Genomic DNA, 18,988 nt, shown 5'->3' on the forward strand with positions numbered 1-18,988 from the left:
CGCGGGCCCCTGAGCGCGACGGGGGACTCGCCGCACGGCTCGGCGATCACCGACCTGGCTCGTGCACAGCGGCATCGGCCAGGTCATACGCCAGCGGCACGGTGCCGTCGCCCGCGTGTACCGAGCCGCTCAGCGAGACATCAATGCCGAGACCGTGACGAAGCGGTATCCCGCGGCACGCAATTCGGCGATGATACGGGGGATGGCGTCCAGCGCGGCGGTGCTTCCGTGCATGACATGCAAGAGGATGATCGAGCCGGGGCGAACTTTGCCGATGGTCTCGTCGACGATCCCATCCGCGGTGGCGTCCTTCTTCCCCGAATCGGGTTCGACATCCCACATCACGGTGACGCGGTCGCGCTCGGCGAGGTAGCGCGGCAGCAGCAGGAGCTTTTTGCCGTAGGGCGGGCGGAAGGTGATCGGACCGACGTAACCGGTTTTCATGATCTCGGCATCGGTGCGTTCTACTTCGTCGCGGACCGTGCCAGGCGTGACGAAGACCATCCGCCGATGCGAAAAGGTGTGGTTGCCGATCTCATGGCCCGCCGCGGCGATGGCCCTGCCGTGCTCCGGGTGCGCGGCGAGATCACGGCCGTTCAGATAGAAGGTGGCCGGAACCTGAGCGTCGGCAAGGACTTTCAGCACTTCGGGCGCCCGGTCGGAAGGACCGTCGTCCAATGTCAGCGCGACCACTTTCTCATTGGTGTCCACGCGGTCGACCACGTGACCGCCGAGCTGGAAGCTACGGGCGTTCATCAGGTAATAGGTGCCCATCGCCAGCAGCACCACGACGACGAGCACCGGCACACTTCCGATCAGCCACCTGCGAAGCATGCACGCTGTATAGCAGACCACCCGCGCCGACGCCGACTTCCGAATTCCCTACCAATGCGGAAACCATTGCCCGACAAGCGGAAGGGCGTGCGGCCGACGACCGCACGCCCTGGTTCCGAGGGTCAGAAGTTGATCATGTGCCCCGCCAAGCCGTGGATGGCTTCCTGGAGGGCCTCGCTGAGCGTCGGGTGGGTGTGCACGTTGCGGGTCAGCTCGTTGACCGTCAGGTCCCACTTCTGCGCGAGGGTGAGTTCGGGCAGTAGCTCCGAGACGTCCGGGCCGATGAGGTGCCCGCCGAGCAGCTCACCGTACTTGGCGTCGGCGATCAGCTTGACGAAGCCGGTCGGGTCGCCGAGGCCGTGCGCCTTGCCGTTGGCGGTGAACGGGAAGGTCGCGACCTTCACGTCGTAGCCCTCGTCGCGGGCCTGCTGCTCGGTCAAGCCGAAGCTGGCGACCTGCGGCTGGCAGAAGGTGGCGCGCGGCATCATCCGGTAGTCGCCGAGAGTGACGGTCTCCGCGCCCGCGATGGTCTCGGCCGCGACCACGCCCTGCGCTTCCGCGACGTGCGCGAGCTGCAGCTTCCCGGTGACGTCGCCGATGGCGTAGATGTGCGGCACGTTGGTGCGCATGTAGTCGTCGATCGCGATGGCACCACGCTCGAGCTGCACGCCGGTGGATTCCAGGCCGTAGCCCTCGACGCGCGGCGCGAACCCGACTGCCTGCAGCACCTTGTCGACGGTGACGGTCTCGATCGAGCCGGTCTTGTTGTCCTTGATCGAGACGGTGACCTTGGCGCCGTCGTCCTCGATGGACTGCACGGCCGCACCGGTGGTGATGGTGACGCCGAGCTTCTTGTACTGCTTGGTGATCTCCTTGGAGACGTCCGCGTCCTCGTTCGGCAGCGCGCGGTCGAGGAACTCGACGATGCGCACGTCGACGCCGTAGTTCTTCAGGACGTAGCCGAACTCCATACCGATCGCGCCCGCGCCGACGATGAGGATCGAGCCGGGTAGGTCGCGGGTGAGGATCTGCTCCTCGTAGGTGACCACGTTCGCGCTCAGCTGGGTGCCGGGCAGCAGCTTGGTGACCGTGCCCGCCGCGATGATCGCGTTGTCGAACGTGACCGTCTCGGTGCCGCCCTTGGTGAGCTCGACCGACAGCGAGTTCGGGCCGGTGAAGGTGCCCTTGCCGTCGAACTCGTCGATCTTGTTCTTCTTCATCAGGAAGTGGACGCCCTTGACCCGGCCGTCGGCGACCTTGCGGCTGCGATCGAAGGCGACGCCGAAGTCGAAGGTCGCCTCGCCGGAGATGCCGAAGGTTTTCGCCTCTTTGGTGAAGATGTGTGCCAGTTCCGCATTTCGCAGCAGCGCCTTGGAGGGGATGCAGCCGACATTGAGGCACACACCACCCCAATACTTCTGCTCGACGATCGCGGTACGGAGGCCTAACTGTGCCGCACGGATGGCGGCGACGTAACCGCCTGGACCGGCACCGAGAACGACAACGTCGTAATGGGAAGTCACGAGACCGAGCCTAACTCCGCCGGGGGAAGTTCACCCACCGGTCCCCCACAACAATGCGGCGTGCGCCACACCCGGCCGAAAAATTCCCGTGAGCGGGAAGAACGTGGTAGATCTGGCTGGCTAGCATGCCGAGCGAACAGGCGCGTGGATCCGGTCTCGAGGTGCGTTGAACCCTGACCCAAGTGCGGAAACGCATCCTGTGCACAACTCCGACCCTGGATCCCGAGGTCCCAACTGTGGAGATGGGTTCAGCTCCGCCAGACCTGCCGGGCGACCCGCCGGAAATTCTCGCCGAACACCGCGGCTCGGTCCGCCGCGCTGAACCCCAGCGAGGCCAGCGCCTCGTCCAAGCCGGGAACGTCGGCGGCGCCGAGCAGATCCTCCGGCGGCACCCAATGCAGCGGGCCCCACCTGGTGTACGCCTCGGAGAAGGCGGTCGGATTCTGCCGCAGCTCGGCGTTGAAGTCCTCGGCGTCGAAGGAGTAGTCCGACCCGATCCCGATGTGCTCGATACCGGCCAGCCCGGCGCCGTACTCGATATGCCGCGCCATCGCCGCGATCCGTTCGGCTCGCTCGTCGGCCGCGTTGCATCCCAGAAAGATTCCCACGCCATTGATCCCGATGACGCCACCGGTCGCGGCGCAGGCTCGTGCCTGCTCGTCGGTGATGTTGCGCGGGTGGTCCCACAGCGCGGCGAAGTTCGAGTGGCTGTAGATCATCGGGACGACACTGAGCTCCGCAATTTCGAGTCCGGTACGCCGTGAACAGTGTGACCCGTCGGCGAACATCCCGACTTCGTTGAGCGTGCGGACCAGGTCGCGCCCATATCCGGTGAGCCCGGTGTCCGCAGTGTCCAGGCAGCCACAGCCCGCGGCGTTGGCGTGATTGTAGGCGGGCAGCAGTGACCGCACGCCGAGGTCGTAGAACCGCGCGACGTTGTCCAGATCGCCGCCGAGCGGCCCCGCGTCCTCGAGGTCGAACGCCAGCGCGATCCGGTCGAAGCCTCCGATGTCATCGACCCTGCCGACGAGACGAAACCGGCTGTCCGCCAGCGCATCCCGGCGAAATTGGTGCACCAGCGCCAAGGCGTCGGCGGTCGATTGGCGGGAGTATCCGACATTGACCGACAGGTAGGACCCGGCCGGGTAGCGCGCGAGGTCGCCGATCCGCGCCGCGGAGGACAGCGGCAGGCAGCAGTGCTGCTCCCAGAGAAACGGTGGCAACCCTCGAACCTCCTGGTCGGATCGGCCTCGGAGCAGCGATCCTACTGGCCGCGATGCACCCGAGCGGCAGCGTGCAGCGGATGGCGAGCGGTCGGATTTCATGGTGTGAACGACTGATCAAGTTGGCCAACGCTTTTCGGCATTCCGTGCGTAACAGGGTGCCCGCGGCGACCGATTCACCCTGTAGTTCCATCCCCTTGCCCCACGAAGGCGGTGCGGCCATGCGTCGCTTGCTTCTGCTGTTTGTTTCCCTCGCGACATTCGCCGGTCTCTGGCTCGCGCCGAGCCCGGCGGCCGCTGCCCCGGAGTGCACGTCGACGGGGGGTTCGCTACCCAAGACGAGCCAGGCCCGGTCGGTCGCAACGCTGACCGGCGTGCGCGCCGGGCGGCACGAATGCTTCGACCGACTGGTGTTCGACATCAGCGGACCGGTGACCGGCTACCACGTCGGGTATGTCGAGCGGGTCGTCATGGACGGCTCCGGCGCGCTCGTCCCGCTGCGCGGCGGTGCGGCGCTGAACATCATCCTCAACGCCCCCGCTCACGACGACGCGTACAGCCCCACCTACCAGCCCGCCGACCGCGCCGAGCTCGCCGACGTGCGGGACTACCGAACCTTCCGCCAGGTGTCCTGGGCTGGCTCCTTCGAGGGCCAGACCACGGTCGGGCTCGGGGTGCGCGCCCGGTTGCCGTTCCAGGTGCACACCCTCGCCGGACCGGGTAGCGGATCGCGCATCGTGATCGACATAGCACACTCCTGGTGAACCGAGGTCGCACCGCTCGGCAACAATGTGGGCATGAGCGGCGTTGAGCAGAATGTGACCGACCCTTACCTCTGGCTCGAAGAAGTGACCGACGAGCGCGTCCTGGACTGGGCGCGCTCGCACAACGCCGTGGTGCACGAGCGGTTCGCCGACTCGGACCGCTTCCGCGAGCTCGAACGCCGCATCCTCGACATGCTCGACACGGACACCAAGATCGCGTACCCGGGCCGCCGCGGCCCTTGGCTCTACAACTTCTGGCGGGACGCCGAGCACCCGCGGGGCCTCTGGCGGCGCACCACCTTCGCCGAGTACGCCAAGGACGCCCCGGACTGGGACGTGCTGATCGACGTGGACGCGCTCGCCGCCGCCGAGGAGGAGAACTGGGTATGGGGCGGGGCCGGGGTGCTGCGTCCGGAGCAGTCCCGCGCGCTGATCAGCCTGTCGCGCGGCGGGGCGGACGCGAAGGTGGTGCGCGAGTTCGACATCGAACGCAAGGTCTTCCTCGCCCCTGATGACGGCGGCTACTTCCTCCCCGAGGCGAAGTCGGAGATCCACTGGATCGATATCGACTCGGTGTACGTCGGCACCGATTTCGGCCCCGGCTCGCTGACCGATTCGGGGTATCCGCGGATCGCGAAACTGTGGCGCCGTGGCACCGCATTGACCGAGGCGACCACAGTTTTCGAGGGCGAGCCGAGCGATGTCGCGGTCTCGGCGGGCTACGACCGCACGCCGGGCTACGAACGGCACTATGTCGGCCGCGCCACCGACTTCTTCAACGAGGATGTCTACCTGCTCGAAGACGACCGCGCGTTGCGTCACCTCGACATCCCCAGCGACGCCAGCGAATCCTGGTACAAGGACTGGCTGCTGGTACGGCTGAAGTCGCCATGGGAGGTCGGCGGACAAACCTATCCCGCAGGCGCGCTGCTGGCCACCGACTTCGAGAAGTTCCTGTCCGGCGCACGCGAATTCCAAGTCATCTTCACCCCTGACCCGCACACCTCGCTACACGGCTACGGCTGGACGGAGAATCACCTGCTGCTGGTCACGCTCGAGGATGTGCAGACCAAGCTCTACGTGCTCACCCCGAGCGCGGCGGGCTGGCAGCGTGAGCCACTGGCCGACACCCCGCCGATGGCGACCACCAGCGTGCTGAACCTCGACCCACTCGAGGGCGGCGACGAGTTCATGCTGACCACCAGCGGATTCACCACCCCGGCCACGCTGCTCGCCAGCGCCGTCGGCGGGCCGACCGAGCAGCTGAAACAGGAACAGGGATTCTTCGACGCCACGGGGGTCGAGACCGAGCAGTTCTTCGCCGAATCCGATGACGGCACGCTGGTGCCGTACTTCGTGATCCGGCACCGCGACCGCACGGGCGTGCCCGGCCCGACGGTGATGTCCGGCTACGGCGGCTTCGAGGTGTCGCGCACCCCGGCCTACAGCGGCGCGTCGGGCATGGGCTGGCTGGAGCGCGGCGGCACCTGGGTGATGACCAACATCCGCGGCGGCGGCGAGTACGGGCCGCAGTGGCACACGTCGGTGCAGAAGGCCAACCGGCACAAGGTGTACGAGGACTTCTCCGCCATCGCCGAAGACCTTGTGGCCCGCGGCATCACCACCGCCGGCCAGCTCGGCGCGGTCGGCGGCAGCAACGGCGGACTGCTCATGGGCGTGATGCTGACGCGCTACCCCGAACTGTTCGGCGCGATCGTCTGCCAGGTGCCGCTGCTCGATATGAAGCGCTACCACCTGCTGCTCGCGGGCGCCTCGTGGATGGCCGAGTACGGCGACCCGGACAAGCCGGAGGAATGGGAGTACATCAGCAAGTATTCGCCGTACCAGAACACGCGCGCCGACCGCACCTACCCTCCGATCCTGCTCACCACCTCGACCAGGGACGATCGGGTGCATCCCGGCCACGCGAGGAAGATGGCCGCGCTGCTGGACGCCCAGGGCCACGAGTTCTGGTACCACGAGAACATCGAGGGCGGCCACGGCGGCGCAGCGGACAACAAGCAGTCCGCGTTCCAGGCGGCACTGATCTACGAGTTCTTCACCCAGATGCTGATCGAACGACCCGCCTGATCAACGGTCGCGCAACCACTTCTCGATCTGGTCGACGGTGCTGGTGTACTGCCGGATCCAGCCGTTGTGGCCCAGCGCTTCCGGCTCCGGCCAGCGCGTGACCTCGGCGTTCGGCAGTTTGTCCAGCAGGTGCTCGGCGGAGCTCGGCGGGGTGAGGTCGTCGCCGGTCATGGTGATGGACAGGACCGGCAGTTTCAGCCGTGCGATCCGCTCCTCGTAATCGATGTCCGCGCCGACCGGAACGAACCGGCCGGTGCGGGCCAGTCGGGCCCAGTCCGAGATCAGCACCTTGGATTGGCGGCCGAAGCCCATCGAGACGCGGTCGCCGGGCCAGAAGCCGGCCAGGTTCGCCGTCAGCGACATCGCGGCCGTGCCGACCAATATGCCCGGTCCCGAAAGTCCCGGGTAGCCGCGGTAATACGGGGTGCCGGAGGCGATCAGGATCAGCCCGCCGAGCCGGCCCCGGATGCGCGCGGCGTACATGACGCCGAGTTGTCCGCCCATGCTGTGGCCGAGCAGGTACGGCGTGCTGTCCGGAAACCGGTCGCGCACCACCTCGAAGATCGCCGGGAAGTCGACCGAGACCAGCTCGTGGTAGCCGAAGGTGCTGGCGGAGCTCGGTTTCGGCCTGCTGTCGCCGTTACCGCGCAACTCGCCGATGGCCACGTCGAACCCACGCGCCGCCAGACCCGAGGCGAACAGTTCGTAGTACCCGCCCGGAACTCCGAGGCCGGGCACGATCACCACGACCGGGCGCGGCGCGTCCGGGGTGACCGGGTGGCGGTGCGTGCCCTCGGCCGGGATCAACCGGACCGGAACCGTGCTGCCGTCCGGCATCTGGATCGGAACTGTCTGCATGTCCGCACGCTACCGCGCCGGTCGCGCGCCGGCGCACACACTATGCGCCGACGGCGCCGATGATCACCTTGCTCAGCACCCGGATCACGTCATCCAGCGGCGGGCGCGGGTCCGCACCGCTCCACGAATCCACCACGTAGTTGACCGCGCCGATGATCGCGAGCACGCGCATCTCGTAGTCGCCGGTGGGTATCTCGCCGTGCAGGGCCGCGTCCTCGGCGGCGCCGGCCAGTAGTGAGCCCCACTCGCGGCGCACCGCGAGGCGGAACTTCTCCACCTTCGGGCCCGCGCCGACCACCTCGACCAGTGCGACGCGCGCCTTCCGCGGATCGGATCCGATGGATTCGACGTAGGCGCGTACGGCGGCGTCGATGACGTCCAACGCGCTCGCACCGGACTTCGCGTCCAACGCCTTCTTCACAGCGTCCCGCGACTCCCGATCGATCTGCTCGTAGAGCTCTAGGAGTAGGGACTCGCGACCGGTGAACTCCTCATAGAACTGCCGCGAGGAGAGTCCGGCGTCCTTGCAGATGGCGCCGACCGAACTATTGGCGTAGCCGTCCCGCGCGAAGACCGTCAGGCCTGACTCCAGAAAACGCGCACGCCGCTGACGCTGCCGGTCCTCCACGGGTTGCCCGGCATACATTCGACCCGTATTCGCATCCTGTGACATTGGGCCAGACAATACAGAAAGGGCCCGATCGCATCGTCATCGATCGGGCCCTTCGTTACGACCTCCGCGCCGAGGCTACGTTAGCCGAAAGTTGTCTGCACAGTTGCTAGCTCATCAATTGGTCGCCGGACCGAAGCCCGGCGACCATAGTAGTTTCCGCAGACGCACGCTCGTTAGCGGATCAGCCATTCAGCAACTCCGATCTGACGGTATATCTTGCCTGTCACTGGCTATTTGCCGACAGCGACGATACCCAGACCCTCTGCGATTGCGGACAATTTTGGAGGGAAACCGTAGAATTTTTTGAATCAAACCGATTCGCCGGTTACGGGGGATTCGCCCGCTGCGCGAAGATCGGCCAGTAAATCGGGTAGCGCGGCCACGGAATCGATGACGTGATCGGGCGCGCGGTCGGCCGATGCCAGCACCACGGGCCGGAATTTTCCGGTGCGCACCAGCACGCCGGTCAACCCGACATCTTGCGCCGCAAGCACATCCGAGTACAGGTCATCGCCGATCATCAACACTTCCGCCGGATCGAGTCCCATCAATTCCGCGCAGGTCCGGAAGCCCGGTGCGGCAGGCTTTCCGACTACCTCGATCCGCGCGTTGCCCGCGGCCGCCAAACCGGGGAGGTACGCGCCCGCATCGATGCGCAGTCCCTCGGCCGTCGTCCAGGTGAGCCCGCTGTGCATGGCGACGACGGGCACACCGTCCAGCATCAGCTCCGCTATCCGGCTCAGCGCCCGATGCGTGAATTCCGCTCCTGCTCCGCCGATTACCACGACCTCGGGCTGCTCGTCGTCGAGCGTCAGGCCGGCGAGGTCCGCTTCGATGTCGCCGTGGTTGAGCACCCAGGCACGGGCACCGGGGTAGCCACGGCGCACGAACTCGGCGGTGAGCCGTGCGGCCGTGACGATCTCGGCGGGCTCGACCTCGATTCCGGTGCCGCACAGTCGTTCCGCGATCTCGGCGCAGGTGCGCGAGGTGGTGTTGGTCAGGAACGCCCGGCGCAGTCCGCCCTCCCGGATCCGGTGCACCGCGGCGGCGGCGCCCTCGATCTCCTGCCAGGAGGTCACCAGGACGCCGTCGATGTCGTACAGCACGCCTCGGATCCGGCCGCGGTCGGACATGACTTCAGCGTACGACCGACGACGTTCGACTGCCGGATGACGGCTCCGCGACGGCCTGGACCGGAGGACGCGGCTCGGAATCCCGGCGCCGAGTCATCGGAGGCGCGGCGTATCCACTCTGGCTTAGGGTGAAGCATGCTCACCGCGCTGCTCTATGGACTCGGGACAGCCGTGCCGCTGGTCCTCGGAGCCGCGATCGGATTGCGTTGGCGGCTGCCGAAAGCGGTGCTTGCCTCGCTGATGGCCTTCGGCGCGGGCACCCTGATCGCGGCGGCGTCCGTCGAACTCTTCGAGCCCGCGTTCCACCAGGCGGGCGCCGTGATCGCCGGGGCGGCGCTGTTCGCGGGCGCGGGCGTTTACGTGGTGGCCGACCATCTCATCGAGAACAAGCTGGGGCCGCGAGCGCTCGGCTGGGCACTGATGCTCGGCACGTTGCTCGACGGCGTTCCGGAGAACACCGCGCTCGGCGTCTCGCTGACCAGTGGCGGCGGGCTGGTCCTACTGGTGGCCGTGGTCGTCGGCAACGTCCCCGAGGCGATCAGCGGGGCCGCGCTCATGCGCGATCAGCGCGGCGTCGCACAGCGCCGCACGCTGTTGCTCTGGACGGCGACCGCGACGGCGCTCGTGCTGGTCACTGTGCTGGGAAACGTATTGTCGGACAACCTTTCCGCCACACACATCAGCGGCGTGCAGGCGTTCGCGGGCGGCGCGACGATCGCGGTGCTCGCCGACTCGCTGCTGCCCGAGGCCTACCGCGAGGGCGGCTGGTGGGTCGGAATGGCCACAGCGGCGGGCTTTCTCATAGCTTTCGTACTCGGCGGCTGAGTCAGCGCTCCGCACCGGCGACGACCGCGTCCTGATACCCCCGGCCCGGCGACCACACTCGGACTCGGACACGTGGGGTCAGGCCGCCGGGCCGGGGCGGATGGTGTCCAGTCGGTCGGCACAGCGGATCAGTAGGGCGAGCAGAGTCGCCCGTTCGTCCTCGGTGAGCTCTTCGGCGAGGGCGCGTTCGACGCGGATGGCGCGGGCATCCGCATCGCGCATGACCGCCTCACCCTCGTCGGTCAGCGTCGTCTCCAGCACGTTCTTGTGCCACGCATGCGGCGTGCGGACGATGAGCCCGCGATCCTGCAGGTTGCTCAGCACGGTGTTCATCGTCGGCGGCGTGACACCGCACAGCCGGGCCAGGGCGGCGGCGGAGATGCCCGGATTCTCGGCGAGGAACAGCAGCGCGGCGTACTGCGCGACGGTGATGCCCGCCGGTTTCAACGCGGCGTTCTTGGCCGCGTTCAAAGACTGCTCGGCGCGCTTGAGGTACGAGCCGATCCGTTCAGAGGCGGGCATGGACGTCATAAGCGCATGGTATCCGCACGTTCTCTTGCTAGAGCCTTGACTATGATTAGAACTCTAATCTAGATTCGTGCACATTCTTTGATGTGACCACATTTGACCGCATGATCTCGAAGAGGTAGAGGATGTCCCCCACACTGCCCCGCCGCATCCTGTCGAGCCTGGCCGCCGGGATCGCGGGCACCGCGCTGGTGGCCTGCGGAACAGCCGACGACGCGCCCGCCACGCACGTCCACACGGCATATGAACTCCCCGGCAACCGGATCTATCCGGAAGGCATCGCGCTGGATGTCCGTACCAGAGACAGCTACGTCGGCTCCTACGCCACGGGCGCGGTCTATCGCGCGACGCCGAACGCGCGGCAAGCCGAGATCTTCCTGCCCGAAGGCGCCCACGGCCATAAGACGGCCAACGGCTTGAAAGTCGACTCGGCGGGCAGGCTGTGGGTGACGGACTCGACCACCGGCGTCGCGGTGTACGACATCGCGACCCGCGCGCTACTGGCCGATTTCGCGGTGCCCGGCGCCGACCCGCGTTTCGTGAACGACCTCGCCATCGCGCCGGACGGCACGGCATACTTGACCGACAGCTTCCGGTCGGTCATCTATCGCGTCACCCCCGGCCAGCTGGCCGCCGCGATTGCGCAAGGCGGACGCGGCGAGCTGACCCCACACGTCGATCTGCGCTCCACCCTCGGACCGATCGAGCCGGGCACGTTCACGCTGAACGGCATCGTCACCGACCCGGCGGGCCGCTATCTGCTCACCGTCGACATGCCCCGCGGCAACCTGTACCGCATCGCTCTGACCTCGGAGGCGAACCCGATCAGCAAGGTGACGCTGCACGGCGGCGATCTACGGCAAGGCGACGGCCTGGAACTGCGCGACGCCACCCTGTGGGTAGCCCACAACACGACCAACACCATCAGCCGCTGGACCATCTCCGACGACGGCGCCACCGCCACGCGCACCCACCAGCACACCGACGAATCCCTGGCCATCCCGACGACCCTGGTCCGCGACGGGAACCGAACGCTGGTCGTCTCTTCCCAGTTCGACAAGGGCGGCCCGATGGGTCCGGGCACCCCGGCGCCTTTCACGGTCGTCAGCGTCGACGGAATCTGACCACGAACGCCGGAAGCCGGCCCACCCGAAGGTGGACCGGCTTCCGGTTCGAACGGTATTGCCGGATGGCCGGACTCAGAAGTCCATGCCACCCATGCCGCCGGTCGGGTCGCCCGCAGGAGCGGCGGCCTTCTCCGGCTTGTCGGCGACCACGGCTTCGGTGGTCAGGAACAGCGCCGCGATGGAGGCCGCGTTCTGCAGAGCCGAACGGGTGACCTTGACCGGGTCGGCGACGCCAGCGGCCAGCAGGTCCTCGTACTCGCCCGAGTCCGCGTTCAGGCCATGGCCCGCGGGGAGGTTGGACACCTTCTCAGCGACCACGCCGGGCTCGAGACCCGCGTTGAACGCGATCTGCTTCAACGGAGCCGACAGCGCGACCTTCACGATGTTCGCACCGGTCGCCTCGTCACCGGTCACCTTCAGCTCGTCCAGCGCCGGAGCCGACTGCAGCAGCGCGACGCCACCACCGGCGACGATGCCCTCCTCGACAGCGGCCTTCGCGTTGCGAACGGCGTCCTCGATGCGGTGCTTACGCTCCTTGAGCTCCACCTCGGTGGCCGCGCCCGCCTTGATCACCGCGACACCGCCGGCCAGCTTGGCCAGACGCTCCTGCAGCTTCTCCCGGTCGTAGTCCGAGTCGGAGTTCTCGATCTCGCTGCGGATCTGCTGGACCCGGCCCTTGATGGCCTCCGGGTCGCCCGCGCCCTCGACGATGGTGGTCTCGTCCTTGGTGACCACGATCTTGCGCGCCTGGCCGAGCAGCTCGAGGCCCGCGGTCTCCAGCGAAAGGCCGACCTCTTCGGTGATGACCTCACCGCCGGTCAGGATGCCGATGTCGGCAAGCTGCGCCTTGCGGCGATCGCCGAAACCGGGAGCCTTGACCGCGACGGACTTGAAGGTGCCGCGGATCTTGTTCACCACCAGGGTCGACAGGGCCTCCCCCTCGACGTCCTCGGCGATGATCAGCAACGGCTTACCCGCCTGAATGACCTTCTCCAGCAACGGCAACAGGTCCTTCACAGTCGAGACCTTCGAGCCGACCAGCAGGATGTACGGATCCTCGAGGACCGCTTCCTGACGCTCCGGGTCGGTGACGAAGTAGCCCGAGATGTAGCCCTTGTCGAAGCGCATACCCTCGGTGAGCTCCAGCTGGAGGCCGAAGGTGTTGCTCTCCTCGACGGTGATGACGCCTTCCTTGCCGACCTTGTCCATGGCCTCGGCGATCAGCTCACCGATGGACGGGTCGCCGGCCGAGATACCGGCGGTGGCGGCGATCTGCTCCTTGGTCTCGACCTCCTTGGCGGTGTCGAGCAGCTTGGCGGTGACGGCCTCGACGGCCTTCTCGATGCCGCGCTTCAGGCCGAGCGGGTTCGCGCCGGCCGCGACGTTGCGCAGGCCCTCGCGCACCAGCGCCTGGGCGAGCACGGTCGCGGTGGTGGTGCCGTCGCCCGCGACGTCGTCGGTCTTCTTGGCGACTTCCTTGACCAGCTCGGCGCCGATCTTCTCGTACGGGTCCTCCAGCTCGATCTCCTTGGCGATGGACACACCATCGTTGGTGATCGTGGGGGCGCCCCACTTCTTCTCCAGGACAACGTTGCGACCCTTGGGGCCCAGCGTCACCTTGACCGCGTCGGCGAGGCTGTTCAGACCCCGCTCGAGGCCCCGGCGGGCCTCTTCGTCGTACGCAATTGTCTTGGCCATTGCGTTGAGATCCTCCACATGTATATGGGGCTGACACACAGAGCGACCGCAGGTTGGATCGCCCCTGTTGCGCTGGCCAGGTTCGGTGCCCGCGACGGACGACCGAGGGTGTCGATGGAACCCGGTCTCACCGTCCCGACCTGGCACTCACAGGTCGAGAGTGCCAAAAGCCTTTTTAGCACTCAGGGGTGTCGAGTGCAAGGTCATCGGGCGCCGCCGCGCCGGGACCAGTGGCGCTGTCGGACGTAGTCCGTCTTCAGCCTGCGCATGGCCGGAGCGAAGGCGGAGGTACCGCCTACGGGCGATCGTCGACGCGCAGGACCAAGGCGACGAAGGCGTCGGTACGCCGTTCCTCCGGCGTGCGGGGCTCACCGCCCTCGACGGTGACGAGCTCGGCGTCGTGCAGCAGCAGCTCGGCCTCGACCCGCATGATGGCGCGAATGAACGGCGGCGCCACGTCCGGCGGCAGGTCGCCGTTCACCACATAGCTGCCGTCGGGTTGGGACTCGGTGGACACATACGAAAGCGCGCGCAGCAGGTCTGCGCGCCGTTCCCCCGCTATTAGGTCGGAATCCATTTCATCCGCCATTGCTATAGCTTAGCCGTCGCCGGTTCACACTTCGGGCCGGACGATCCGCCCTACCCGGCTGCGACGGTAAAGGAGCAGGTCGAAGCGCTGCCCACGCGATCGCCGGGAACCCAACACCGCACCTGGACGTCCAACGCGGCGTAGATTCCGGATGGACCATGATCAGGTGATCCCGAAGGGGTATGCCGTGGACGACCTGCCGTTCGATTCGCTGTACCGGCATGGGTTCGCCCGGGTGGCGGTGGCCGTGCCCCGGGTCCGGGTGGCCGATCCCGCCTACAACGTCGAGCAGACCGTCGAGCTGGCCGGGGAGGCGGTGGCGGCCGGTGCGGTGCTGACGATATTCCCCGAACTGGGTTTGTCCTCGTATACCGCCGACGACCTGTTCCATCAGGACGCACTGGACGACGCGGTCGATGCGGCGCTCGAGCGGGTCGTCGCGGCCAGCACAGACCTCGACACGGTGCTCGTCGTCGGCGCCCCCGCGCGGGCGCAGGGCAGGCTGTTCAACTGCGCGGTCGCGATCTGCCGTGGCGTCGTGCTCGGTGTGGCGCCGAAGAGCTATCTGCCGAACTACCGGGAGTACTACGAGAAGCGTCAGTTCGCGGCGGCGCGGGAAGCGCTGGAAGACCAGATCACGATCGCGGGGCACCGGGCGCCGTTCGGGTCCGATCTGCTGTTCCGCGCGAGCAACCTGGCGGATTTCACCTTTCACCTGGAGATCTGCGAGGACGGATGGGTTCCTCTGCCACCCAGCGGCTTTGCCGCGTTGGCCGGTGCGACGGTGCTGGTCAACCTGTCCGCGAGCAACATCGTGATCGGGAAGGCGGACTACCGGCGGACGCTGTGCACCTCGCATTCGGCCCGCTACCTCGCGGCGTATTTGTATTCCGCCTCGGGGCACGGCGAGTCCACCACCGACCTCGCGTGGGACGGGCAGGCGCTGATCTGCGAGAACGGCGACCTGCTCGCCGAGGGCGAGCGGTTCTCCGATCATCCCCAGCTGATCACCGCCGATCTGGATCTGCGCCGGCTCGCCGCGGATCGCTTGCGCACCACCAGCTTCGCCGACAATGTGCACGACCACCGCGACCGGTTGACCGCGATGCGACGCGTCGAGGTACGGTTGCCGATCCCCGAAGGACCGACCGCGCTGCGCCGCGATATCGAGCGCTTCCCTTACGTCCCGGCCGATCCCGCCGTGCGCAATGAGCGTTGCGCCGAGGTGCACCACATCCAGGTCGAGGGTCTGAGCACGCGATTGCGCGCCACCGGCCTGGAGCGGGTGGTGATCGGAGTGTCCGGCGGGTTGGACTCCACCCAGGCGCTGATCGTGGCGGCCAAGACGATGGACCGGCTCGGCCTGCCGCGGGCGAACGTGCTGGCCTACACCATGCCCGGATTCGCGACCAGCACCAGAACCCGTACCGACGCGCACCGCCTGATGGCGGCGCTCGATGTCACGGCGGGTGAGATCGACATCCGGCCTTCGGCCGCTCAGATGCTGCGCGACCTCGGCCACCCGGCCGCCGACGGCGCGGAGCAGTACGACATCACCTACGAGAACGTGCAGGCGGGCGAACGGACTTCGCACCTGTTCCGGCTGGCCAACCAGCACGGCGCGCTGGTGGTCGGCACGGGCGATCTCAGCGAGCTCGCCCTCGGCTGGTGCACATTCGGCGTCGGAGACCACATGGCGCATTACAGCGTCAACGCCTCGGTGCCCAAGACACTGATCAAATACCTGATCGCGTGGGCGGTGGACACCGAGCAGTTCGGACCCGAAGCGGGCGAGGTGCTGTCGTCGATTCTGCGCACCGAGATCTCCCCTGAGCTGATTCCGCACGCGGATACCTCGGCGCCGCGGCAGAGTTCGGAGGCCACGGTCGGCCCGTACGAGTTGCAGGACTTCCATCTGTACTACCTGTTGCGCTTCGGCTACCGGCCGAGCCGCGTCGCGTATCTGGCCCGGCACGCCTGGTCCGATGCCGCTGCCGGGCGCTGGCCCGACCTCGTGCCCGCCGACCAGCGCCATGCCTACGATCTCGCCACGATCAAGCACTGGCTGGCCGAATTCCTGCGCCGCTTCGTGCAGACCAGCCAGTTCAAGCGCTCGACTCTGCCGAACGCGCCGAAGGTCGGCTCCGGCGGATCGCTCTCGCCGCGCGGCGACTGGCGCGCTCCGAGCGACGCGTCGGCGACGGCCTGGCTGGACGAGCTCGCCCGCAACGTGCCGGACTACTGACCCGGCCGGGCGTGCGACGCCCCGCGTGCGGCCGAGCGGTGCGTGCTTATGGTGGCGGGGTGAGTGAAAAACCCGGCTGGGATGCCATCGATGGTGCGTTGCGGCCGCTGTACGGCGATATCGAGCCCTTCCACTGGGCCCCGGACCACCCGTGGTCGCTCGGCGGAGCCGACCCGCTCGACGGGATCAGCGCCTACTCCCGTACCGACCCGGTACCGCACTGGCACTACATCGGCTACGGCATGACCGAGCTGTACGAGAAGGAGTGGGACAACCCGGCGGAATCCGGCTGGGGCTTCGAACTCACCTTCCGCCTGGTGCGCAGGCCCGAGCAGACCGAGCCGCCCGCGTGGCCGACGAACTTCCTGCAGAATCTGGCCCGCTACGTGTTCCAGTCCGGCAAGTGGTTCGAGCCTGGCCACACCATCAAGTCGAACGGGCCGATCGCGGCAGGTCACACGGACTGCACCAGTCATGCCGTCTGCTTCGTGGCCGACCCGGAACTCGGCACCATCGACAGCCCGCACGGCCGGGTCCGGTTCCTGCAGATCGTCGGCCTCACGACGCCGGAATACCGGGCGGCGCAGGGCGGACGCGCCCTCGAACTGCTCGCCCAGCTGGAACCGCGACTTCCCCTGTACGTCACCGACATCCATCGTGAGCCGCTGGTCTCGGAGCCGAAACCGCAGGCCCGTTGGCCGCGGTGGGGCGGAGGTCTGGCCGGGCGGGCGTGATTCAGGCCGCTCGCATCGCGTAGCGTGCGCGCCGAGCGCTTTCGCGTGGCCGGGAGATCGCGGCGGCTCGGGTGCGCAGCGCCCGGCGATGACGCGCCCGTGCGGCACGCGCGCCACGGATTCCATTGACCACATTGCGGATTCGGCGATCGGAAGCCGCTCGCCGCGCCACGCCGATCACCAGGATGAACACGACGAGCACGGTTACCGCGCGGAGCTTGCCGCCCCTCATCGCCGGATCAGGACTGCCCGGACGTGAACGCCGCGAGCAGCTCGACCAGGTGCGCTTCGGTCCGCGCCTTGTCCATGCCGAGGTCACTGAGCAGGCCGGAACCGTTCTCCTGCTCGAGCAGCGCCAACAGGATGTGCTCGGTGCCGATGTAGTTGTGCCCCAGACGAAGCGCCTCACGGAAGGTGAGCTCCAGGACCTTCTTGGCCTCGGAGCCGAATGGCACCAGCGCGGGAACCTCGCCCTCGCTCGGCGGCAGCGACGCGGTGGCGGCCGCGGAGAGCACGTCCAGCGCAACACGATTGGCGACCAGCTCCCGCACCGCGAGCCCCTCCGGTTCGGTGAGCAGCCCGAGCACCACGTGCCCGACGCCGATCTCCCGGTTTCCCGCGCTGCGAGCGGCCTCTTGCGCGGCCATCACCACCTGGCGCGCCCGCGTGGTGAAGCGGGCGAACCCGGCGTTCGGATCCATGGCGGCGGCGTCGGCCGGGTCGGGCACCTTGGGCACGAACCGCTTCTGCGCGGCCTGCTTGCTGACGCCCATGCTGACGCCGATGTCGGTCCAGGAGGCCCCGGAGCGGCGGGCCTGGTCCACGAAGTGGCCGATCAGGTGATCGGCCAGCTCGTCGAGATGATTTGCCAGGACGACGGCGTCGGAGAGCTGGTCGAGCACATTGTCGGGCCGGGCTTTCTTGATGCCATCGATCAGGTCGTCGAGGCGGAATTGTGATGCCATGCGTCAACCATAGGTTGACGATGCGCAATCGTCAACCGTTGGTTGACGATGCTCAGGGCCGGGCGGCCCAGGATGCGCCGCGCACCACCCGCTCCTTCACCCACGCCGCCGTTCGTCCGGTCAGCACCGTCCGAGCCGGCGCGTCATCGGCGTGGACGAACTGGATCACGCCGTCCCGGCGCCCCAGGCTGAGACACTGCAAGACGTACCGGAACCGCAGCGGCCGCGGCTCGGCCCCGCGCATCCGCGCGACGACGGCATCGGCCGCGTACTTGCCGGTGGGCAGCGCCGTGGCACAGGCCATGCGCAGCTCGCGCCCGCCGGGCCCCACGACAAGGGCGGCGTCACCCGCGGCGTAGACGTCCGGATGCGACAGCGAACGCAGCGTGGCATCGGTCAACACGCTGCCGTCGGAATCCACCGCAAGACCCGAGCGCGCGGCAAGATCGGGCACGCGAAAACCCGTGGTCCACACCGTCGCCGCGGCCTCGACGAGCGAGCCGTCGGCCAACCGCATGCCCGCGGCCGTCACCTCGATCACCTTGACGTCCGAGCGGATCTCGACCCCGAGACGCTCCAGTGTCCGCCGGATATGCGTCCGTGCGCGCGACGACAGCCAGGCACCCGGTTCCTCCGAGCCGAGCAACAGCACCCGGCTATCCGGATGCGATTCCGCCAGTTCCGCCGCGAGTTCGATCCCGGTCGCCCCGGCACCCACCACCGCGACCGTTCCGCGCGGAATCACCAGCCTCTTCATATCCTCCTGCGTCGCAATGGAATAGGCATGCGCTGCGACGCCTGGAACGCGCTCGGCATCGGCCACGCTGCCGAGCGCGTAGACCAGGGTGTCGTAGTCGAGGGCGGGCGCCGCGTCGAGCACTACGCGCTTGCCGGTCGTATCGATGTCCGTAGCGACGGCGTGTGCGAAGTGAACGCCCTTGCGTTCCAGCAATTCCCGCAGATCCCATGCGGGAATCCGCTGTCCGGCCGCCTGCTGATGCAGCCGCACCCGCTCGATGAACGCCGCGTGGGCGTCCACCACGGTGATCCGCGCGTCACGCGCTGTCCGCGCGAACCTGCGGGCCGCCGCCAGCCCCGCGTACCCGGCGCCGAGTACGACGATCCGATGCTGTCCGGTCATGATGTGGCTCCTTCCGATCGGCCATCACCCTTCAGAC

General features: G+C 67.7%; 18 protein-coding genes. 6 read left to right on the top strand and 12 right to left on the bottom strand.

Features of this window, described 5'->3' with window-relative positions:
• Window positions 1–129 precede the first annotated feature (129 nt).
• The 3 genes from OHA40_RS13295 to OHA40_RS13305 form a co-directional block, all read right to left on the bottom strand.
• Window positions 130–834, bottom strand: a complete 705-nt coding sequence (locus OHA40_RS13295; RefSeq protein WP_330233348.1) for a polysaccharide deacetylase family protein — start codon at window positions 832–834, stop codon at window positions 130–132.
• A 122-nt stretch (window positions 835–956) separates the two neighbouring features.
• Window positions 957–2,357: a dihydrolipoyl dehydrogenase gene (gene lpdA / locus OHA40_RS13300; protein ID WP_330233349.1), complete on the bottom strand. Its 1,401-nt coding sequence runs from the start codon at window positions 2,355–2,357 to the stop codon at window positions 957–959.
• A 248-nt stretch (window positions 2,358–2,605) separates the two neighbouring features.
• Window positions 2,606–3,580 (bottom strand): dipeptidase, encoded by a 975-nt coding sequence (locus tag OHA40_RS13305; RefSeq protein ID WP_330233350.1) that lies wholly within the window; start codon window positions 3,578–3,580, stop codon window positions 2,606–2,608.
• Between the two features lie 221 nt (window positions 3,581–3,801).
• On the opposite strand from OHA40_RS13305, the gene OHA40_RS13310 reads away from it, so the two are divergent.
• Window positions 3,802–4,344, top strand: coding sequence for an AMIN-like domain-containing (lipo)protein (locus tag OHA40_RS13310; RefSeq protein WP_330233351.1), 543 nt, complete (start codon window positions 3,802–3,804; stop codon window positions 4,342–4,344).
• 33 nt (window positions 4,345–4,377) lie between these two features.
• Complete coding sequence (locus OHA40_RS13315; protein WP_330233352.1) at window positions 4,378–6,435, top strand: prolyl oligopeptidase family serine peptidase; 2,058 nt, start codon at window positions 4,378–4,380, stop codon at window positions 6,433–6,435.
• Here OHA40_RS13315 and OHA40_RS13320 read toward each other — a convergent pair whose 3' ends face one another.
• From OHA40_RS13320 to OHA40_RS13330, 3 genes are all read right to left on the bottom strand, one after another.
• The gene (locus OHA40_RS13320) at window positions 6,436–7,293 is read right to left on the bottom strand and encodes an alpha/beta hydrolase family protein (RefSeq protein WP_330233353.1); all 858 of its coding nucleotides are present in this window, start codon (window positions 7,291–7,293) and stop codon (window positions 6,436–6,438) included.
• A 40-nt stretch (window positions 7,294–7,333) separates the two neighbouring features.
• On the bottom strand, window positions 7,334–7,966 hold the full coding sequence (locus tag OHA40_RS13325; RefSeq protein WP_330233354.1) for a TetR/AcrR family transcriptional regulator: 633 nt from the start codon (window positions 7,964–7,966) through the stop codon (window positions 7,334–7,336).
• Window positions 7,967–8,274: 308 nt separating this feature from the next.
• Window positions 8,275–9,099 (bottom strand): HAD-IIA family hydrolase, encoded by an 825-nt coding sequence (locus OHA40_RS13330; protein WP_330233355.1) that lies wholly within the window; start codon window positions 9,097–9,099, stop codon window positions 8,275–8,277.
• A gap of 135 nt (window positions 9,100–9,234) precedes the next feature.
• On the opposite strand from OHA40_RS13330, the gene OHA40_RS13335 reads away from it, so the two are divergent.
• Window positions 9,235–9,924, top strand: coding sequence for a ZIP family metal transporter (locus OHA40_RS13335; RefSeq protein ID WP_330233356.1), 690 nt, complete (start codon window positions 9,235–9,237; stop codon window positions 9,922–9,924).
• Window positions 9,925–10,002: 78 nt separating this feature from the next.
• On the opposite strand, the gene OHA40_RS13340 is transcribed toward OHA40_RS13335, so the two are convergent.
• Complete coding sequence (locus OHA40_RS13340; RefSeq protein ID WP_330233357.1) at window positions 10,003–10,455, bottom strand: MarR family winged helix-turn-helix transcriptional regulator; 453 nt, start codon at window positions 10,453–10,455, stop codon at window positions 10,003–10,005.
• 122 nt (window positions 10,456–10,577) lie between these two features.
• Here OHA40_RS13340 and OHA40_RS13345 point away from each other — a divergent pair, with 122 nt between their 5' ends.
• Complete coding sequence (locus tag OHA40_RS13345) at window positions 10,578–11,576, top strand: SMP-30/gluconolactonase/LRE family protein (RefSeq protein WP_330233358.1); 999 nt, start codon at window positions 10,578–10,580, stop codon at window positions 11,574–11,576.
• Window positions 11,577–11,651: 75 nt separating this feature from the next.
• On the opposite strand, the gene groL is transcribed toward OHA40_RS13345, so the two are convergent.
• Both groL and OHA40_RS13355 read right to left on the bottom strand, forming a co-directional pair.
• Window positions 11,652–13,277 carry a chaperonin GroEL gene (gene groL, locus OHA40_RS13350; protein ID WP_330233359.1) on the bottom strand — a complete coding sequence of 542 codons (1,626 nt, stop codon included), beginning with the start codon at window positions 13,275–13,277 and terminating at the stop codon, window positions 11,652–11,654.
• Between the two features lie 295 nt (window positions 13,278–13,572).
• Window positions 13,573–13,866: a hypothetical protein gene (locus OHA40_RS13355; RefSeq protein WP_330233360.1), complete on the bottom strand. Its 294-nt coding sequence runs from the start codon at window positions 13,864–13,866 to the stop codon at window positions 13,573–13,575.
• A 151-nt stretch (window positions 13,867–14,017) separates the two neighbouring features.
• On the opposite strand from OHA40_RS13355, the gene OHA40_RS13360 reads away from it, so the two are divergent.
• A complete protein-coding gene (locus tag OHA40_RS13360) occupies window positions 14,018–16,111 on the top strand; it encodes an NAD(+) synthase (RefSeq protein ID WP_330233361.1) in 2,094 nt (697 codons plus the stop codon).
• Window positions 16,112–16,170: 59 nt separating this feature from the next.
• Window positions 16,171–16,845: a suppressor of fused domain protein gene (locus OHA40_RS13365; RefSeq protein WP_330233362.1), complete on the top strand. Its 675-nt coding sequence runs from the start codon at window positions 16,171–16,173 to the stop codon at window positions 16,843–16,845.
• A 1-nt stretch (window position 16,846) separates the two neighbouring features.
• On the opposite strand, the gene OHA40_RS13370 is transcribed toward OHA40_RS13365, so the two are convergent.
• Genes OHA40_RS13370 through OHA40_RS13380 form a run of 3 tightly spaced genes read right to left on the bottom strand, consistent with a single transcriptional unit; the run spans window position 16,847 to window position 18,951 of the window.
• Window positions 16,847–17,077, bottom strand: coding sequence for a hypothetical protein (locus OHA40_RS13370; protein ID WP_330233363.1), 231 nt, complete (start codon window positions 17,075–17,077; stop codon window positions 16,847–16,849).
• A gap of 7 nt (window positions 17,078–17,084) precedes the next feature.
• A complete protein-coding gene (locus tag OHA40_RS13375) occupies window positions 17,085–17,810 on the bottom strand; it encodes a Clp protease N-terminal domain-containing protein (RefSeq protein WP_330233364.1) in 726 nt (241 codons plus the stop codon).
• 52 nt (window positions 17,811–17,862) lie between these two features.
• On the bottom strand, window positions 17,863–18,951 hold the full coding sequence (locus tag OHA40_RS13380) for an NAD(P)/FAD-dependent oxidoreductase (RefSeq protein ID WP_330233365.1): 1,089 nt from the start codon (window positions 18,949–18,951) through the stop codon (window positions 17,863–17,865).
• Window positions 18,952–18,988 lie beyond the last annotated feature (37 nt).

It is taken from the genome of Nocardia sp. NBC_00508, assembly GCF_036346875.1.
Classification (GTDB): domain Bacteria; phylum Actinomycetota; class Actinomycetes; order Mycobacteriales; family Mycobacteriaceae; genus Nocardia.